The sequence below is a fragment of the Kitasatospora sp. NPDC094019 genome (assembly GCF_044764505.1).
In the GTDB taxonomy this organism is placed as follows: domain Bacteria; phylum Actinomycetota; class Actinomycetes; order Streptomycetales; family Streptomycetaceae; genus Kitasatospora.
In genome coordinates, this window is the sequence record NZ_JBIWIF010000003.1 from 48732 (window position 1) to 67072 (window position 18341).

The 18341-nt window shown below is 73.0% G+C and carries 14 protein-coding genes and 1 pseudogene; 6 read left to right on the forward strand and 9 right to left on the reverse strand.

The annotated features are described in order from the left end of the window. Window positions 1-19 precede the first annotated feature (19 nt). A complete protein-coding gene (locus ACIQ9P_RS08165; RefSeq protein ID WP_402351621.1) occupies window positions 20-1657 on the reverse strand; it encodes an SIP domain-containing protein in 1638 nt (545 codons plus the stop codon). Window positions 1658-1744: 87 nt separating this feature from the next. Between ACIQ9P_RS08165 and ACIQ9P_RS08170 the strand changes: the two genes are divergently transcribed. Continuing rightward, complete coding sequence (locus ACIQ9P_RS08170; RefSeq protein ID WP_402351624.1) at window positions 1745-3118, forward strand: salicylate synthase; 1374 nt, start codon at window positions 1745-1747, stop codon at window positions 3116-3118. A 123-nt stretch (window positions 3119-3241) separates the two neighbouring features. Here the strand turns inward: ACIQ9P_RS08170 and ACIQ9P_RS08175 are convergent, their stop codons facing one another. Continuing rightward, complete coding sequence (locus ACIQ9P_RS08175; RefSeq protein ID WP_402351627.1) at window positions 3242-3484, reverse strand: hypothetical protein; 243 nt, start codon at window positions 3482-3484, stop codon at window positions 3242-3244. Between the two features lie 111 nt (window positions 3485-3595). On the opposite strand from ACIQ9P_RS08175, the gene ACIQ9P_RS08180 reads away from it, so the two are divergent. Continuing rightward, window positions 3596-4012, forward strand: a complete 417-nt coding sequence (locus ACIQ9P_RS08180) for a hypothetical protein (RefSeq protein WP_402351630.1) — start codon at window positions 3596-3598, stop codon at window positions 4010-4012. 236 nt (window positions 4013-4248) lie between these two features. Here the strand turns inward: ACIQ9P_RS08180 and ACIQ9P_RS08185 are convergent, their stop codons facing one another. The 4 genes and pseudogenes from ACIQ9P_RS08185 to ACIQ9P_RS08200 form a co-directional block, all read right to left on the reverse strand. Beyond that, window positions 4249-5502 carry an RICIN domain-containing protein gene (locus ACIQ9P_RS08185; protein ID WP_402351633.1) on the reverse strand — a complete coding sequence of 418 codons (1254 nt, stop codon included), beginning with the start codon at window positions 5500-5502 and terminating at the stop codon, window positions 4249-4251. 193 nt (window positions 5503-5695) lie between these two features. Beyond that, a pseudogene (locus tag ACIQ9P_RS08190) lies at window positions 5696-6244 on the reverse strand (ATP-binding protein); the annotation flags it as partial. Window positions 6245-6465: 221 nt separating this feature from the next. Further along, window positions 6466-7791 carry a cytochrome P450 gene (locus tag ACIQ9P_RS08195; protein ID WP_402351636.1) on the reverse strand — a complete coding sequence of 442 codons (1326 nt, stop codon included), beginning with the start codon at window positions 7789-7791 and terminating at the stop codon, window positions 6466-6468. 89 nt (window positions 7792-7880) lie between these two features. Continuing rightward, window positions 7881-8894, reverse strand: coding sequence for a hypothetical protein (locus ACIQ9P_RS08200; RefSeq protein WP_402351639.1), 1014 nt, complete (start codon window positions 8892-8894; stop codon window positions 7881-7883). Window positions 8895-9140: 246 nt separating this feature from the next. On the opposite strand from ACIQ9P_RS08200, the gene ACIQ9P_RS08205 reads away from it, so the two are divergent. Together ACIQ9P_RS08205 and ACIQ9P_RS08210 are read left to right on the forward strand one after the other, a co-directional pair. After that, window positions 9141-9311 (forward strand): hypothetical protein, encoded by a 171-nt coding sequence (locus tag ACIQ9P_RS08205; RefSeq protein ID WP_402351641.1) that lies wholly within the window; start codon window positions 9141-9143, stop codon window positions 9309-9311. Between the two features lie 333 nt (window positions 9312-9644). Next, a complete protein-coding gene (locus ACIQ9P_RS08210) occupies window positions 9645-10634 on the forward strand; it encodes a hypothetical protein (RefSeq protein WP_402351644.1) in 990 nt (329 codons plus the stop codon). A 493-nt stretch (window positions 10635-11127) separates the two neighbouring features. Here the strand turns inward: ACIQ9P_RS08210 and ACIQ9P_RS08215 are convergent, their stop codons facing one another. Beyond that, the gene (locus ACIQ9P_RS08215) at window positions 11128-11973 is read right to left on the reverse strand and encodes a DUF1206 domain-containing protein (protein ID WP_402351647.1); all 846 of its coding nucleotides are present in this window, start codon (window positions 11971-11973) and stop codon (window positions 11128-11130) included. 445 nt (window positions 11974-12418) lie between these two features. On the opposite strand from ACIQ9P_RS08215, the gene ACIQ9P_RS08220 reads away from it, so the two are divergent. Both ACIQ9P_RS08220 and ACIQ9P_RS08225 read left to right on the forward strand, forming a co-directional pair. Further along, window positions 12419-12766 carry a VOC family protein gene (locus ACIQ9P_RS08220; protein WP_402351649.1) on the forward strand — a complete coding sequence of 116 codons (348 nt, stop codon included), beginning with the start codon at window positions 12419-12421 and terminating at the stop codon, window positions 12764-12766. Window positions 12767-13388: 622 nt separating this feature from the next. Then, window positions 13389-13913 (forward strand): hypothetical protein, encoded by a 525-nt coding sequence (locus ACIQ9P_RS08225; protein WP_402351652.1) that lies wholly within the window; start codon window positions 13389-13391, stop codon window positions 13911-13913. A gap of 278 nt (window positions 13914-14191) precedes the next feature. Here ACIQ9P_RS08225 and ACIQ9P_RS08230 read toward each other — a convergent pair whose 3' ends face one another. Beyond that, the gene (locus ACIQ9P_RS08230; RefSeq protein WP_402351654.1) at window positions 14192-14911 is read right to left on the reverse strand and encodes a hypothetical protein; all 720 of its coding nucleotides are present in this window, start codon (window positions 14909-14911) and stop codon (window positions 14192-14194) included. Between the two features lie 342 nt (window positions 14912-15253). Then, a complete protein-coding gene (locus ACIQ9P_RS08235) occupies window positions 15254-18013 on the reverse strand; it encodes an SdrD B-like domain-containing protein (protein WP_402351657.1) in 2760 nt (919 codons plus the stop codon). Between the last annotated feature and the right edge of the window lie 328 nt (window positions 18014-18341).

The window sequence follows — 18341 nt, forward strand, 5'->3', positions numbered from 1 at the left end:
GCACGCTCACCGGCCGGGCTCACGCGTCGCCGTGCTGCGCCCGCTGACGGTTCCAGTAACCGAGCGCGCTGACGGTCTCCTTGGGCAGCTGGCGCTCCTTCAGGAGATGCGCCCGCAGGCTCTGGATCACCAGCGACTCGCCCGCCGCCCAGACCTGTCCACGGCCCTGCGGGAGTTCCAGGCCGCGGACGAGCGCTTCCGCCTCCCGCCCGTGACCGGGCTCGCGGCCACCACGACTCACCCAGTGGACGACGGCGTCGCCGGAGTCGAACGCCGGCCGCTCGGCCTCGTCCCGGACCTCGGCGACGGCGATCACCGGATGTCCGGCCGGCAGGCTCGCCACGATCGCCGACATGGCCGGCAGCGCGGTCTCGTCGCCGACCAGCAGCGTCCACTCCGCGGCCGGGTCGAGGACCCAGTGGACCCGGCTGCCGCCGAAGCCCACCGTGTCCCCCGCCCGGGCCGCGGCGCCCCATCGGCTGGCCCGCCCGTGGTCGCCGTGCAGGAAGAAGTCGATGGTCAGCAGACCGGCCTCGCGGTCGATCTCCCGGATCGTGAAGTTCCGGGTGTGCTGACCGGCCGCGTGGTCCGGGAACCGCCAGCGCCCGGGCTGCGGCAGCACCGGCTCGCCGCCGCCCTCGACGGGCCAGATCAGGGTGATGATCTCGCCGGGCTGGTCGACCACCAGGTCCTCCAGCGCCGGGCTGCGGAACACCAGTCGGCGGATCAGCGGTGTCACGTCGGACGCGCTCACGACCTCGAGCAGGCCCACCGACTGCGGGAACGGGCGGACGAGCGCCGGGGGCTTCGCCTCCGGGTCGCCGTCCGGCCGCACCGCTACGACCCGGGTGTTGTGGACGTTCGTCAGACCGGCCTCGAAGAGTGCCCGCAGCGCCTCGTCGATGAAGCTGTCGGCGTCCTCGCCGAGTGCGTCCGCCTGACTGGCGAAAGCAGTGGTACGGGTGACCCGGCGCAGCGACTGCGGGTCCCGCGGACCGGGTATCTCGACGTCGCGCTGCTCCACGACGATCTCCAGCCCCTCCGACTCCAGGACCTCGCGGACGAGCTCCACCGGATGATGGAACATCGCGAGCGGTGTGGCCGCCAGCCGGTCCCGCCAGGCCGGCCGGGCAACGACGGCCTCCAGGACGTCGCGCATCGGGAAGCCCTCCTCGGCCGGCTGCCCGAAACTCCACTGGAGAACGAACTGGCCGCCCGGACGCACCGCGCGCGCCATCGTGCGGAGCGCGTGCCGCGGGTCCGTGAGCCAGTGGATCATCCAGGAGGAGTGCACCACCTCGAACTCCCCTTCCGGCAGTTCGAGGTGGTGGGCGTCCTGGACCTCGACCGTGACGGACTTGCCGGCACACCTACGGCCGGTGGCCTCGACCATGGACGGCGAACCGTCGTTGGCGGACACGGTGAAATGACGGTCGGCCATGGCCTCGGCGATCTCACCGGTGCCGCACCCCACATCGGCGAACCGGCCGCCCGCGTGAAGGTGCGCCCCTGCCAGCGCGAGCGCCTCCATCGCCGTGACGAACTGGCCGGAGTTCTCCGACCCGTAGTCAGCGGCCTTCCAGGCTGCGGCTCTGTCGGCGGTGGTCCCTGCCTCTGCCGTGGCCACCTGGCCGGTCGCGGGCGCATTGATCGCCATTCGTAGATCCTCTCCAAATGATCAGTTTGTAAGGTTAGGCTATCCTAACCATCTCTCACCTGTCCCCCGTCGAAAGGGAATAGAGACGTGACCACCCATCACCGCTTCCACGAGCGGAGCCTGCCGTTCGACGCGGACTCGATCGCCGTCGGAGCGGCTCTGGCCGCCTCGTGCACGGACGACTACGTCCTGTTCGAGCACCGGGGCGCAGTCGCCTGGGCTGAGGCCCCGTACGCCACGGTCGAGGCGGCAGCCGGAAGCACCTCCCTCGTCGTCGACGGACGGACCCACCACTTCGAAGCAGGCAGCCGGCCGTTGGACCCGGTGGGCCAAGCGCTGGCCGAGCTGAGACTCGAGGGCTGGCGCGCCTACGGCTGGGCACCGTTCGAGCTCAGTTACGCCCTCCACGGCGCGGGCCGCCTGACCCCGGACACACCGATCGCCCATCTGGCCGTTCCACGCCGGGAGATCCGCCTGGAGAGAGGCACCGCCCTGCTGCGGGCCATCGACGAGAACGACCTCGACTCGCTCGAACTCCGGCTCAGCACCGCGGTGGCGGCCGCCGACAAGGACATCCCGGAAGAACGCATCGAGGCGGACGTCCAGAACCACGACGCCGACAGCTACCGCGCCTCGGTGGCGGCGGCGGTCGCCGAGATCCGCTCCGGCGCGCTCGACAAGGTCATCCTGTCCCGGGTCGTCCCCGTCGACGAGGCCGTCGACATCCCCTCGACCTATCTCGTCGGCCGCCGGGGCAACAACCCGGCCCGGTCGTTCCTCCTGCGCCTCGGAGGCTGGCACGCCGCGGGCTTCAGCCCGGAGATCGTCTCCCGGGTGACCGCCGAAGGACGCGTCACGACACAGCCGCTCGCGGGCACCCGCGCCCTGGAGGGCGACCCGACCGCCGACCGCGCCCGCCGGGCCGAGCTCTACCGGGACCCCAAGGAGGTCTTCGAGCACGCCATCTCGGTGAGGTTGGCGGTGGACGAGCTCGACCGCGTCTGCGAGCCGGAGACGGTCACGGTCGACGACTTCATGATCGTGAAGCCGCGCGGGAGCGTCCAGCACCTCGCCTCGAAGCTGTCCGGGAACCTGGCACCCGAACACACCGCCTGGGACGCACTGGCCGCGCTGTTCCCGGCCATCACGGCCTCCGGCATACCCAAGCGGCCCGCCTGCGACCTGATCGCCAGGAGCGAGTCGCAGCCGCGCGGCCTCTACAGCGGAGCCGTGCTCACCGTCGACGCCGACGGGAGCATGGACGCCGCGCTCGTCCTTCGGAGCATCTACCAGCAGGACGGCCGGACTTGGCTTCGAGCCGGAGCCGGAATCGTCGCCGACTCCACTCCCGAACGAGAGCTGGAGGAGACTCGCGAGAAGCTGCGCAGCGTTTCCCGGTTCCTCGTCCCGGCCGTCGACGCCCCGCTGTCCAGGCAGCTCACCGCGGCGGCGGTCGACTGACGACACCGCACAGGTGGCCCGCGTTCCCGACAACGGGGACGCGGGCCCGGCCCGGCTGTCCGGGGGCGCTCGCCGATCGGCCTCGTGGAGGCGTGTCGCCCGGGAGGAGCGCGGGACAGCTGATCAACGGCGCGGCGTGGATCTCTGGCGGTTGTCGTCGCGGGCGATGCGTCCGCGACGGCGCCTGGTGCTGGTGCTGGTGCTGGTGCTGGTGCTGGTGCTGGTGAGCAGGCTCCCGCCGAGGACGAGCAGCGCCGGGAGTCGCCGCACCGCCGGCTGCTGATCGACACCGTCCACGACCTGGGGGCCCCGTTCGCCGCCGGTACACGGCGCCTGCTGGACACCGGCCGCGCGGTCCTGCTGCATTCGGTCACCAAGGGGTGGCTGTGGCCGCGCACGTTCGGCGTCGTCCTGCTGGGTGACGCGGAGGCCGAACTGGCCGCGGCCTTCCGGGCGGATCCGCCGACGCCGGAGCAGTTGCGGCTCGCCGACCACCTGCTGACCGCGCACGGCGACACGCCCCGGCAGGTCGTCGACGAACTGGCCGCACGCGCCGAGCGGTTGTTCGCACGGTTGCCGGACGAGGTGCTCGCGGCGATCCCCGCCCCCAGCCGGACCTGTCCCGGCAACTACTTCTTCCCGGTCGACGTCCCCGCGGAGACTCTCCGGCGCCAGTACGGCCTGCTCGCCGTTCCGGCCGGCGTGTTCGGGGACGGCGGCTGGTCCGGCTCCGTCCTGACCAGCCTGGCCGCCGCCTTCGGCCCGACGCCGGTGGCGCCTCCGGTCGCGCCACCCCCGGCGCCGGCGTCGGCACGACCGGTTCAGGGGGCGAGCTCGCGGCCGGCCGTTGACGGATCACTGACGATCACTGACGACCGCCGACGGGGCCACTGACGACCGCTGCCAGTCACCGACGGCCGCTGACGATCCCCGCGGTCGCCACGCCCTCCTGGTGGACCGGGCGTACCTGCGAGGTACCGCGAATCATCAGGGCCGGGTCCGGCGTTCCCCGAGCGACGCGGCGGTGGCCGGCCGATCCGGGGATCGGCCGGCCACCGGGTCTACCGGGCCGTGCGGGCCACCGGGTCTACCGGGCCGTGCGGGCCACCGGGTCTACCGGGCCGTGCGGGCTACTGGGTGGCCGGGTTGAAGATCCAGTGGAGCTTGGCGGCGGTGGAGGAGGGGCTGCTGAGTTCCGTGTCGTCGGACGCCGGACTCCTGGTGAGGTTCAGACGCTCCGTCGGGCTGGTGTGGTTGGTCAGCAGGGTTCCGCTGCCGCCGTCGGGGGTCACGCACCACAGGTAGCCGTCGTCGTTGGGGCGGAAGTCGCCCATCGTGACGACACTGTTCGCCTGCGGCTGCCCCGGACGGGCCGCCGTCGAGTTGACGTACTGCCCGCCGTTGACCAGGTAGTAGCAGAGCTCTCCACCGCTCCGGCCCGCGGGGATCACGCCGAACCGCTGGGTGCCGCGGTGGGTGTTCGGGGACAGGAACACCGACTGGGGTACCGGGTCCCGGTCGTCGACCGAGAGCGCCGACGACTGGGTCCCGCCGTCCGTCGAGATGATCTCGTCGAGGTTCGCCACCTGACTGGGGGCCTGGAGGAACCAGCGCTGGGCGGCCGAGCCGTCGTAGTCGCGACCGGCGAGGTTCTGGCCCCGGCCGAGGTCCGTCAGGAACTGCCGGGTGTGGTAGTTCTGCAGGGTCCAGGTGCCGTCGCCCTGGTCGACCGGCGCCCAGAGCTGGTCCACCGCCGGGTTCGGCCACAGCACCGTCCGGGCGTCGCGGGCGTCGCCCTCCTGCCCCAGGTAGCGGCCGGCGAAGGGCGCGGTGGCGTGGAAGAGGCGGTAGTAGCCGGGGTATTCGGGGTCCGCCGACAGGCTGAAGGTCTGCGACGGGAGGTCGGCCCGGTTGACCGGCTGGTCGCCGACCACGTGGCTGCTGCCGGACGGGCCGGCCACGTTGGTGGTGGCGGCGCTCTGCAGCACGGCCCCGGCGGGCACGGTCGGCGCGGGCTGTTGCTGCGCCGGTGGCGGCGCGGCGGGCAGGTCGGTGAGGGTGAGGACGACGGGGTAGTGGTCCGAGGTGGTCAGATTGACCCGCCTCTGGTCGGTGACGGTCGGCTGCCCCTGGGCCGTGGGAGCGACGGCGTAGTCGATGGTGGAGGGACCCGTGCTGGTACTGACCAGCGGCGTCGGACGCGTCGGCTCGGCCGGGGCGTGGACGGTGAACTGCGGGCCGACCGCGTTGCGCAGGCTGTCCGGTTCGCGGTTGTAGTCGCCCAGGGCGATCCAGGGCAGGCCACCCGCTTGGGCCATCTGGTCCCGGATGAAGCCCAGGTGCTGGGGGACATCGCTGCCGCTGGTCCTGGAGGCCCCGTGCACCGAGAAGTAGACGACGCCGTCGACGTTGCTCGGCGACGATCCGGTCCCGTACCCGCGGGTCGATCGGCCCGGGCAGCACCGAGTCGAGCAGGGCCCGGGCGTCCACGTCGGCCAATCCGCGCAACGGGAGGTCCGGCAGGCCGGAGAGGCGCTCCGCCCCGGTGACCCGCTCGGCGAACACCAGTGCCACCGATTCGGCGTCCAGCCGGCGACCGACGAAGCCCAGGATCCGGAAGGACATCAGGTCCAGCCACTGCGCGTCGTCGACCAGGCAGACCAGCGGGGTCTCGGCCGCCGTCTCGGCGAGCAGGCCGAGGACGGCCATCCCGACCAGCAGCAACTCGGGCGCGGGCCCGGCGCTGAGGCCGAAGGCGACCCGGAGCGCGTCCTGCTGCACTTGCGGCAGCCGGTCGAGGTGCGACAGCAGCGGAGCACACAGGCGTTGCAGGCCCGAGTAGGCGAAGTCCGACTCGGCTTCGGTGCCGACCGTGCGCACGATCCGCATCCCCGGCGTCCGGCGCACCTGCGCGGCCAGGTGGTCGAGCAGCGCGGACTTCCCGATCCCCGCTTCGCCGCGCAGCACCAGCACCTGGCTCCGCCCGTCGCGCACCTCGCGCAGCAGGACGCCCAGGGCATCCAACTCGCACTGTCGTCCGAGCAGTCGGCGCTTCGTTGCCCGCCCCATTGCTTCCTCCGCCGCCAGCCCCCTTCCGGAGACGCTTCGCCACCGTCCTACGGACATCCCGCAGCGCTCAAGATCATCCGGCTTGCGCCCGAGGTCGCACTGGAGCCGGTGACACCCACGGGCTCCACCACCTCCGCCGGACGGCCGACCGGGCACTGCCGCGGCGTCCCGTCCTGGCGTTCCCCTGCTCCACCGCCTTGGGGGCCGACGGTCGGCGACGGACCGTGCGACGGCGAGGACGTGGTCCCGCCACAGGCCCCACCGGGCACTGCCGGCGCCTACCTCAGGGTGAGGCGCGCGTGGAACGGGCGGGGCATCAGGGAGGCACTGCGCGCCGGGCGGACGGGCGAACCCGCCGGTAGGTCCAAGCGCCAGGTCGCAGCGATGGTGGCGAGGACGAGTGTGGCCTCGATCGTGCCGAACTGGTCGCCGATGCAACGCCGGGCGCCGCCACCGAACGGGATGAAACTCCCCGGAGCGTGCTTGCGCCCCTCCTTCCAGCGCGCGGGGTCGAACGTTTCGGGGTCGGGGAACAGGTCGGCGCGCCGGTGGATCAGGTACGGGCTGTAGACGACGGTGGCCCCGGCCGGCAGCCGGTGGTCGCCGAGGCGGGTCGCCCTCGTGGTCGCTCGGGTGAAGAGCCAGCCCGGCGGGTACAGGCGCAGGGTCTCGGTGACGACGCGGCCGGTCGTCTCCAGGGCGGGCAGGTCCTCGTAGTGGGCGGCTCGGCCGGACAGGACGCGGTCGACCTCCGCGTGCAGTTCCTCGCGGACGGGCGGGTGGCCGGCCAGGAGTTGCCACGCCCAGGAGAGCAGTGCCGCGGTCGTCTCCATCCCGGCCAGCAGGAAGGTGACGACCTGGTCGTGGATCTCGTCGTCGCTCAGGGCCTGCCCGTCGTCGTCCCGGGCGGCCAACAGCGTGGACAGCAGGTCGTGGTGGTCGGCGCCCTCGGCCCGGTAGTCGGTGATCAGCAGCCGGGTGAGCCGGCGCAGGTCGGCCTGCGCGCGTCGGAAGCGCCGGTTTCCCGGGGTGGGCAGGCGGTCGAGGCCGGGCACGGGCAGCAGGACCCGGGCCGCGATGCCCTTGGTGACCTGGTCCATGCAGGCGTGCACAGGGAGCGCGCCGGCCCGCTCGTGCGCGGCGAACAGGCAGCGGGCGGTGACGGCGGTCGTGATCCGGCACATGGCGGCGGGGACCTCCACGACGTCACCGGTGCGCCAGTGGGCGGTGGCGCCGGCGATCTCCTCGGCCATCGTGGCGGCGTAGCCGGGCATGGCGTCGCGATGGAAGGCCGGCTGCAGCATGTGGCGTTGGCGGCGGTGGGCGCCGGCGGGGCAACTGGCGAGGCCGTCGCCGATGACCTGGCGGATCTTGTCGAAGAAGGGGCCGCCCTTGTCGAAGGTCCGGTCGTCGGCCAGGACCCGCCGCGTCAGATCGGGGTGGCAGGCCACGTAGGCGTCCTGCGGTCCCAGGCGGATCCGGACGAGGTCACCGTGGACCGGCAGGCCGCTGATGAAGCCGTAGGGGTCTCGGGCGAGGGCGGGCGCGTGGCCGAGGACTGGAAGGGCTCCCGGCACGATGGGCGTGGTGGACGCGGGCCTCATGAGGAATCACCTCCGGGTGCGGGGCGGGTGGGGCGGTCACGGTTCGCCGCGGCCGGTGCCCGGCCCGGGCGTGGCGCTCCGGGCCGGTCTCACGGTTCGGCCGGATCCTGGGCACCGGCCCCCGGGGCGGGCGGGTCGGTCGCGGCTCGGCGCTGGGCGTCGAGGTAGCGGGCGGTGCGCAGTTCCCATTCGTGGTAGCCGCGCATCATGTACTGCATGCTGCCGACGTACCTCCCCACGCCCTGGCGCTGCTCGGCGTCCAGCCCCAGGCCGTCGCACAGCAGGTACAGGGAGTCGGTGAGGACGGCGAACTCCGCCACGTGCCGGGCGACCACGGCGCGCACATGCCCGATCGCCCGGTCGGTGGAGAGGCCCTGGTAGTGCCTCGTGGCCGTCACCAGGTTGTTGACCTCCCGGTCGCCTTCCTTGTCCAGGGAGTTGGCGTCGTTGGTGAACACCGGGACCTCGGCGGCGATCAGCAGCATGCGCTGGATCTGCGGGCTGTGGTGGACGAGGGCGGGCACCGTGTAGTGCTCGACCCGCTCTGCGAGGCAGATCAGGAAGTCGGCACCGCCGGAGAAGCGCCGCAGGATGCGGAACAGCTCCCAGGGCGCGGGTGCGCCGGCACGGCGGTAGTACGCCTCGAACGCCGGGGCCGCGGCGAATTCCTGCCATGCCAGGGCGGCCCGAACGCACCACTCTCCGGGCATGCCGGTCCGGGCCCGGTCCCACAGCCGGCCGGCCGCCGTCGCCAGTGGCGTACGGGCCCCGCCGGGGTCGTGGAGGGGACGGGTGGCGGCGAGCAGTTCGTCGCAGACTCGGCCCGCACGCGGCGGGTCCAACCCCAGGCGTGTTTCGAACCGGTCGTCGATCAGGAACAGCAGCCCCAGGACGTGGGTCGCCAGGACGAGGTCGGCACCGCGGGCATGCGGATACATGAGCCCGGCGAGCAGGGCCACGTTCCAGCGCTCGTAGCGTGGGGCCGAGTCCGTCCCGTCCAGCAGCCCCTGCTCGTGGAACCAGCGCAGGTTCTCGCACCGGGCCCGCTCGATCTCGGCCACCGGTGCCACCACGAGCGGGTAGGGGAAGGGAAATCTCGTCATCGGCACCGGGGATCGTCTCCAGCCAGGAGTACGGAGGGCGTTGGGATGCGGGAGCCGGCATCCCAGGTCCGCGTCCCGACCGGCATCGTGCCCGTCCAGCACGATCGGCTAACGAACGGCGCGGGAGACGTCGGAGGAAAGGTGGTGGCACGACCGGCCGGTGGCGCACAACGGCGCGCCCGTGAGCGCGCGGCGGCGGGTGTGTCCTGCCGGGCGGCCACTCGCCGGGCCGGGCTGTGCCTATCGGTGGATCAGCGCCGCGAACACCGGTCTGCGGCCCGTCGTCCGGTCCAACGAGGAGTCACCCGGCGCAAGGCCAGGCGCGACACGGTCACCGTCCACCGGACCGTCTCCACCCTGCGCAACGCCCTCAGCACCGCCGTCCGCGCCGACTCGGTACTCGACACCTGCGCGTAGCGGGAGCCACCGGCCTGATCCGACGGATGTGGTCCCTGTCCTCGGGACGGGACGGCGGCCACATCCATGGCTGGTCACAGCCCGCTGTCAAGTCGGCACCGGGAGCTCGTGGTCGCCCGCGAGGAACCGTCGCCACGACGCGTGCTTCCGGTCGCCGTCGAGAGGCCGGGTGGCGGCGCCGGTCGACGGGTAGCCAGGTCTCGTCGGCAACCGCCGGCCGCTTGGCGTGCCGGGAAACGGCACCAGGGGCGGATCGCCTCGAAGACAGGGACCACGCCGATGGCCGCACGTCACCATGTTCCGCAGGGGATGTTCGACAGCAGGGGCGAACCCATGACCGAGTGGCCGGTCTGGGACGACCGCATCCATCCCCAGACCGTCGAGTTCGGGTGCCCGTGGCCTGTCCGCGGGGTGCACCCGGATGTCGACCTCCTTCGTGAACGCGCGGTCATGTGGATGGACGCCTTCGGGCTGACCGAGGACAGCGGGTTGAACGCGGACCGGTACGCCGACTGGCTGCTGGCCGAGAGCGCCGCCTGGTGGTTCCCGGACGCGGCCGAGGCTCCCACCGAACGCCTTCAGACCGTCGCGGACTACATCGGCTGGGCCTTCACTCCGGTCGACGACGTCTTCGACGGCCCCGTCGGCCGGGACCTGGCGGCCGCGACCGACCTCTGCCGGGCCATGCTCGCCGTGCTCGACGCCCCCGACGACCCCGTGCCCGCCTCCGCCGCACCCAGGGTGCACGCGTTCGCCGACCTGTGGCGACGACTGCGGCAGGGCCGCTCCACCTGGTGGGTCCAGCGGTCGACGGCCCACTGGCGGGCGTTCTTCGCGGCCCAGGCATGCGAGATCGCCAACCGCGTCCACGGCCGCACCAGCACACTGCGGCAGCTGACCGTGATCAAATGCGCCTACCCGATCTTCGACATGGCCGAAGCGGTCGGAGACTTCGAGGTCCCCTCCCTGCTCTGGTACTCGCCGTGGCTCACCGAGATCCGCACCTGCCTCGCCGAGATCATCACCATCAACAACGACCTCGTCTCCTCCGGCAAAGAGGCCGCGGCCGGAGACCACCGCAACAACCTGCTGCTGATCTCCGAGGGCCAGGACGGCCGCACCCGGCGGGACTCCCTCGCGCACCTCGCGCGGATGACCCACGAACGAAGCACGCGTGCGCTCGCCCTCGAAGCGCAACTCCCCGACCTCGAAGTCCTCCTGACGCCCGCCGAACGCCGGGACGTCCGCCGCTACGTTCGCCGCCTCCAGGGCATCGTCGCGGGCGACAACCGCTGGGAACGCCTCAGCGGCCGCTACCGCTGAGGCACGTCAAGGCGAGCCCGAAGTCGTCTTCTGTGCGGATTCCGCGTGGACGAGTTCACCCCGTTCGACCTCCGCGCCACCCTGGCCGCCAGTGGGCCGCGTTCGGTCCGGACGCCGACAGCACCGGCCCGACGCGAGAGGGTCCCCGCTCCCCCGTGAGTGTCCGATCGGGTGTGTCGGACACTCACGGGGCGCTCGGTCCCCGAGGCGGTCCCGCCCGGGCGGCGAGCTGTGCGCGTCGCCGGCCCGCGCGGCTCGGCCTTCGGGCACCGGCCGAGGGGTTCGCCGGGGTGCCGTAGGCGTGCCGTAGGGGTGACGGATGACGGCCCGTGGCCTGTGGGGCCGGTCCGGGTACTCGGGCCGAGTCCGTGTCCTGCGGGGCCGGTCCGGGCACTCGGGCCGAGTCCGTGTTCTGCGGGTCCGGTCCGCGTGCTCGGGCCGAGTCCGTGTCCTGCGGGGCCGGTCCGGGCACTCGGGCCGGACCGGGCGCGGGTCAGTCGAACGAGCGCCAGCGTGCCGACAGGAAGGAGAAGATCCCGAACAGCAGCAGGCCGAACGCCACGGCGGCGAGCAGTGAGGGGCCCGCGGCCGTGTCCGCGAAGCTGCGCAGGGTGTCGTCGAGTCCCTTGGCCCGCTGCGGGTCGAAGCGGACGGCCGCGGTGACGAGGAAAACACCCACCCCGGTGAAGACCGTGCCGCGCGCCGTGTTCCCGGCCACGCCCACGACGGTGACGGCCGTCCGGGTGCGGTGTCCCATCCGGCCGGTGGCCAGCTTCCGCAGGAACCGGCGCCGCAGGGCCTGGACGGCGGTGCCCACCCCGACCGCCACCACCACCAGTCCGGCCGCGGCGACCAGGACGCGTCCCGTCGGGAGGCCGAGCGCGTGCGCCGTCCAGGTCCGGGACTTCCCGTCGCCGTCCGACCCGCCGTCCGACCCGCCGCCCGATCCGGCGGCGAAGACCGCCGTGCCCCAGCAGACCGCGGCGTAGAAGAGCGCGCGGCCGGCGTTCAGCAGCCGCTTGGCGGGTCTGTGGTCGCCACCCCGGCCGAGGACCGCCGTCGACGCGCGCCACAGCGCCATGCCTGCGAAGCCCGCCACCAGCAGCCAGAGCGCGGCCGTGCCGAAGGGCTGCTCGGCGACCTGGCGCAGCGCGCCCTGTCGGTCGGCCTCGTCCGACCCGTCTCCGGCCGCGATCCGGAGGGCGAGCAGGCCCACCAGGAGGTAGACGACGCCGCGGGCCGTGAAACCGGCGCGTCCGGCCAGGCGGAGGCCCCGTCCGGCGGTGGGGGCGCTCCATGGCCGCCGGGCGGGCGGTCCTTCCACAGTTCGTGAGTACACCGTCAGCTCCCTCTTCTCGCTGGTGCGGCCGCCGGTTCGGGCCGGGTGGGTCCGGCCAAGTCCGGGTCGATACGGGTCGATACGGGTCGACCGTCAGTACCGGGGGGAGCGGCGGCGGCGGGCCGCCGAGCGGCCGAGCCTGCTCACGAGGCCCGCCGCGACCACGGTCAGACCGAGCCCGGCGCTGAAGAGCAGTATCACCAGAGCCATGAGCGCCACTGTCGTCATCATGGGGGCTGTCCTCTCCTGTGCGGTTCGGCGGCGCCCGGCCCGGTGCCGGGAGCCGCGTGCGGGCCTCGCCTTCCCCGGCACGCCCCGACCATGCGGGCCCGGCGGCGGGGACGCTGCCCGAACGGCCGTGTGCCGAAAGCGCGTGCGGCGGCGGACGCGCCGTAGTACTCCTGGGGTCGTAGGAGACAGCTTCGTTCTCATGGGGAGTCCATCGATGGCCGTTCGCCGCGTCGTGCCCAACATCGTCTCCGGTGCCGCACCGGAGAGCCGGGAGTTCTACGGGCTGCTGGGCTTCGAGGAGGTCATGAACCACGGTTGGATCATGACACTCGCCTCTCCCTCCAGCCCGGCGGCACAGATCAGCGTCATGACCGAGGACCGGACGGCACCCGTCGCCCCCGACCTGAGCGTCGAGGTGGACGACGTGGACGCGGCGTACGCGGTGATGTGCGAGAGCGGCGCGGAGATCGTCCACCCGTTGCAGGACGAGGACTGGGGAGTGCGCCGGTTCTTCGTGCGCGATCCCAACGGACGGGTGATCAACGTCCTGGGACACCGCTGACGGCCCCACTGACGGCCCCGGCCGGACCGGGCCGCGGGCCGGACGCCGGCCGGACGCCGGCCGGGCGGCCGGGCGGGCGGCCGGGCGGGCGGGCGGCCGGGCGGGCGGGCGGCCGGGCGGGCGGGCGGCCGGGCGGGCGGGCGGCCGGGCGGGCAAGCCGGTCGACGAGCGACCGCCGAACAGGGCCTGGCCTTCTGCGGCTCTCGGGGTCGTACACGACCCGCCCCCAAGGACACTCCTGAAGACCTGGACGACTCAACAGCCTCCGACCACCGTCGCGTCCCGACCGGCGGACCCGCGGCGGGGAAGCTCTCGGCAGGCTCCCCGAGAGGACTCCCCTCGCGAGCAGACGACTTGAAGATGCCCAGCTCGAACTCCCGGTCGCCGATCCCGCCGTCAGCGCCGACGTTCGCATCGGATACGCACAGGTGTCCCCACCGACGGACAGAAGCTCGACGGCGGCGACCAGTACTTCGCGGCCCGCGCCGCCTCGACGGCTGGCCTCCGGGCAGCGCCCCCCGGCTCGGCGCCGACGAACCCGCCTGCCCCGCCCTCAGGACCTCGTCCGAGCGGGCCGCCCCTGGGCGACCTTCCCGGGAACGGGGCTGGCATCGTAGGAGTCATGAGACCCGCAGGACCGACACCGGCCCCGGACACCCCCGTGCGGGGCGGCCTCACGACACTGGGCGAGGTGGCGTGCCGCTATCAGGCAGACGAGATCCGCCCGGAGGAGCTGCCGATGGTTGCTGCCGAGGCGCTTGCGGCCGGATTGGACACCCCGACGCTGTGTGAGCTCGCCGGTTGGCCGTGCAGCGCGGATACCCACGATGTCCGCAACGCGTTCGAGCAAGCACTCTCCGAGTCCGGGATCGAGTTGCCCGATCCGGGCCTGGCGCGACGCCACGCCCTGCGCCGCCTGGCGGCGAGACTTGCCGCTGGAGAAATCGCCCCCGCCGACCTGGCGACGGACAACCGGTGGGAGGCGGAGGCCGAAAGCGAGGAGGAGCGATCGTTCGCGCGGCTGATCCCGCAGTGCGTGTGCTGCCTTGAGTACACCTTGAGGCTCGACCAACATACGTGGGCGGCCGAGCTGCGGATCGCCGCACTCAGCCTGACATCGTCCGCGCCGATCAGCCCCGGTTGCTGACTCTGCCGCGACGGCATGCCCGTCCTCACCGATGACGTGGTCCCGATGGAGCGGGCATCACCGAAGTGACTGTTCGGCGGCCTCGCCCAACAGCGCCCGGATCGCGCCGGATCGCGCCGGGCCCGCCCAGTGAGGGATCGCGTCCAGCGGTGACGGACACGACGGCTCGGTGCAGGGTATGCCTTGCCGAGTTGGTCGGGTGGCCAATTAGGCCCTATGTGGATCGGCATGCTATTGGCCGCACGACCAATAGTGATATTGGGCATGCGGCCAATTAGTCAGCCGGTGAGCCAGGGGGCTTCGGGGAGGGTGGCGGCGCTGTCCTGGCCGGAGAACTCCACCGTGGTCGGTGTGCCGAGGCCGGGCATGCGCATGGTGACCCGTCGCAGGCCACCGTCGGCGTCCACCCAGTAGGTCAGTGGGGAGCGCTCGCCGTTGGGGGTGGCGCCCTGGGCGCGGGGGCCGGCGAAGCGGTCGTAGTCCCGGCCGTCGAGGCGCTCGCCGCCGAGCCGGCGGGCGCCGGACTGAGCGAGCAGGAGCGGGTTGTCCGGGCGGTCGGCGCCCAGTTGGACGATGAGCTGGAGCCCCGCGTCCAGGGGGTCGGCGGTGTAGGTGCGGGGGGACCAGCCCTGCCGCGGGACGCGTTCGGCCTGGGTCCAGGCCGGGGTGCCGGCGCTGTCGACGCCCGCCGGTTCAGGGGCGAGTCCGAGGCCGCCGGCGTCCCAGACCACGAGGCCGTGGTCGAGCGGACCGCTCGCGCCGGTGACCTGGTAGCGGCCCACGCCGCGGCGGGTGCGGTAGTCAACCACGCCCTCGACGCGGACCGCGACGTCCCCGCCCTCGGCAGCGGTGAGGGAGACCTCGACCGGGCTGGCCTGGAAGAGATTGAGGCGGGACAGCGCCAGCCGGGACGCCTCGTCGACGGTCACCGGGCGCTCGCCGGATCCGTCGTCGAGGCTCCGCTGCGCGACCAGGCCGCCGAGGGCGGCGGCGGCCACCGCGAGGGCTGCCAGAACCGCCGTCCGGGGCCGAACGCGACGACGGCGCGGTCCGGCGGGGCCGTCCGGTGCCGGTGCCGTCCGGGCCGGCTGCTTCGAAACGGCCGGAGTCGTCCGCGCCGGGGTCGTCCGGGCCATGCGGGTCCCTTCCCTCGTTCGTCGCTCGTTGTTCGTCGGTCGGCGGTGGTCGTTCGTCGGTCGTGGTTCGTCGGTCGGTGACCTGGTGCGGCGGCCGGTTCGTGGTCGCGCGTGAGCGGGCGGATCCGGGGCCCGGAGGCCACGGACCCGCCCGCTCGGCGACAGCCCGTCAGGGCGGTCGGCCGGGTTGCCGTGCCGGTGCTCCTACTGCTGCCGCGCCCTACGTCGGCGGGCCAGCAGGAGGAAGGCGGCGCCGAGCACGGTCAGCGTTCCCGCGGCGGCCAGCAGCACCGGGATGCCCTCGCTCGCGCCGGTACTGGCCAGGTGCGATCCGGGGGCCGGGGCCGGCGGAACGGGCGCCGGCACCACCGGGCCCGGCTGCGCCACCGGCCCGGGGCCGGGCGGCTGCACGACGGGCGGCACCGGGGTCGGCGTCTCCGTCGCGGTGGGCGTGGGCGTCGGGGTCGGGGTCGGGGTCGGGGTGAGCGTCGGCGTCGGGGTGGGCGTCGGCGTCGGCGTCGGGATGAGCTTGTTGACGGCCGTCACCGAGACCCCCGCGGCGAGGTTCTCGGCGGTCAGCGCCAGCGGGCCGAACACCGTGACCTCGGGGGCGGAGTAGCCGTCCGGCGGACTGGTCTCCTGCCAGTAGTACGTCCCGACCGTCCCGGCGCCCTGGCAGATGCCGTCGGCCCCGGTCGTGCACGGGTCGCCCACCGCCGTGTCGGGCTTGTCACCGGTGCTCTGCAGCCCCTCGGTGCCGTTGGTGTCCTTCCACAGCCGGAACTTCGCGCCCGCCAGCGGCTTGCCGTCCTGGTCGTGCTTGACCAGGCGCAGCGCGCCCTCCTGCTGCCGGAACCCGAAGTCGTAGGTGTGGTCGTTCTCCCCCGGGCCACCGGTGGTGAGGGCCCGTTCGACGTACTGCCCGCCCGCCGGGACGACGCCCTTGGAGTCGATGAAGCGGTTGTCGCCGACGTCGGCCGTGGTGGGCACCCACTGGTACAGGGGACCGCCCTTGGCGTAGTCGGCCGGGTTGTCGAGCTTGACCGTGTACTTGGTGCGCGGCTTGAGGCCGCCGGTGACGTTGGAGTCGTCGAAGTAGTACTCGCCGCGCTCGGTGGTCCTCGTGGTGCCGACGAGCTTCCCCGACTCGTCGTACAGGTCGACCGTGGCCCCCGGCACCGGGCGCTGGCCCGGGAGTTGGAGGCCGGAGCGCTCGGGGTCGTACCAGACCCGGTTGCCGATCTGGAGCGGAGCCTGGTCGCAGAGGACCTCCAGGTCGCCCATCGACGCGCCCTTGCCGAACGGCGCCGCCGCGCCCGCCGGGTTGAGCCGCAGGCCGAACTTCGGGTCCTGCTGGCCGTTCCGCTGGAGGAACGAGGTGCCGTAGCCGTAGGCGGTGTGGTTCGGGTCGAACGCCGAGGTGGCGATGGTGTTCTCGACCTTGGAGAAGGCCATGCCGGCGAAGGCCGTGTTGCGGTGGCCGCCCCAGGTGAGGTCGAAGAACCGGGTGCCGCGGGGCGACAGCCCGCAGCCGTTGTTGGTGTCCATCACGTAGGTACCACCCGCCGGACACGCCTTGTTGAGGTCACCGCCCGACATGACGACGGCGACGGATCCGGGCGTGGGACCGGCCGGGGCGCGGTCGCCGAAGCGGTCCCGGAAGGACAGCAGCATGGAGCCGTCGGTCTCGAAGGCGATCTCGCCGAGCTCCGGCTCGGGGTTGGCGATGGTGGCGGCGCCGCAGGGGTTGCCGTTCTGCGAGGTCGGATAGGTGTTGGTCCACGGGAACCAGCCCGCCCCCTCGCAGGGGCCGCCACCCACGGTGGTCTGCCGGGGGTAGTCCAGCGGCTGGTTCAGCACCGCCGCCGCGAAGGCGCCGGTGCCGAGGTCGAACGGCAGCACGACCGCGCGCAGATCGGCGACCTTGCCGGTCGACTCGCCCGAACAGACGCCGCCGAGGTAGCCGGTGCCGTCCTGGAGACCGAGACCGAACGGCCGCCAGTCCACGGCCGCCGGGCAACCGGGGTCGGGGATCGGGTAGGACGCCTTCGGCGCGGCCGCCGTGGGCGCGGTGGCGTCGTAGCGGTAGAGCTTGCGGTCGTTGAGGTTGACGACGAAGAGGTCCTTGCCGTCGTCGGTGGTCTTGATGCCACCGAGGCTCTCCTTGCCGGGGACGGCGAGGAACGCGTCGTCGGTGCCGCCGCCGTGCGCGGTCGCGCCGGCGTTGGGGACAGTGGTGAAGAGCTTGGTGGTCTTCGTGACCGGGTCCGTCACGTAGACCGCGCCGGCGCCGCCGGGGCCGTAGTCCGTGGTGCGCTTGGCGACGGCGGAGGAGAACAGTCGACGGTCCGCCCGGTTCCAGGCGATGCCGAACAGCGTGCCGGTGTCGGCGTTCGTGGCCAGGTCGGTGGCGTCGACGTCCACGCCCTCCTGGCCGCGCGCGCTGTAGGGGAAGGACAGCAGCGTGCGCTGCGCCCCGCCCTCCCGGGTGGTGGGCTGGCACGCGGCGACCAGCGGGGCGTTCTTCTGGCAGTAGTCGCCGGGGCTCCACAGCCCGGTGGTGTAGGAGACGTTCTTGCCGCCGGAGAGGTCGACGAACTCCTCGTTGCTGCTCAGCTGGTTGGGCGCGCCGGTCAGGCCCTGACGGGAGGCGAAGGCCGGGTAGAGCTTGCCGGGCTTCGGATTCACCACCTGGACCCGGTACTTGCCACCGGTCGGTTTGGCCGCCGCCGGCGCCAGCGTCACGGTGCCGTCCGCCGCCGTGGTGCCCTCGATGGCGGTGCCGGCGTCGTCGGTGAGGGTCACCCTGACGCCGGCCAGTCCGGGTTCCAGCGCGGGCGTCCACACCCCGCTGGTGTCCACGGCCCGCACCACGCGGACCGTCACGGTGCCGTCGCCGGGCTGCGGGAACGCCGCCGGTGCGGCCACCAGCGAGACCGCGCCGATGCCGACGGCCAGCGCCACCGCGCCACCGAGGGCCGCGCGGCCGGGAACCCCCGGCCGTCGTCGTTCCGGGCCGCGTACGGCGCCCGGTTCCTGTGCGTTTGTCGTTGTCATCCCTGCTCTCACGATGGAGTTGGGCACGGTGGATTCGGGCCTGCCGCCCCCGACCTCGAACGGGGTCGCGTGTGGCGGAAAGCCGCCGTTGGTAAGGGGAGCTTAAAGGGGTGTTACGGAAGTTCGCAGGGGAACCAGGAACTTTGACGTTCCATCAGATGTTCCGCCCGCTTCGATCTGAGTGACCGTCAAATACTGCTCCAGGAGCGCACGCAGGCGTGAATCCCGATGCCGC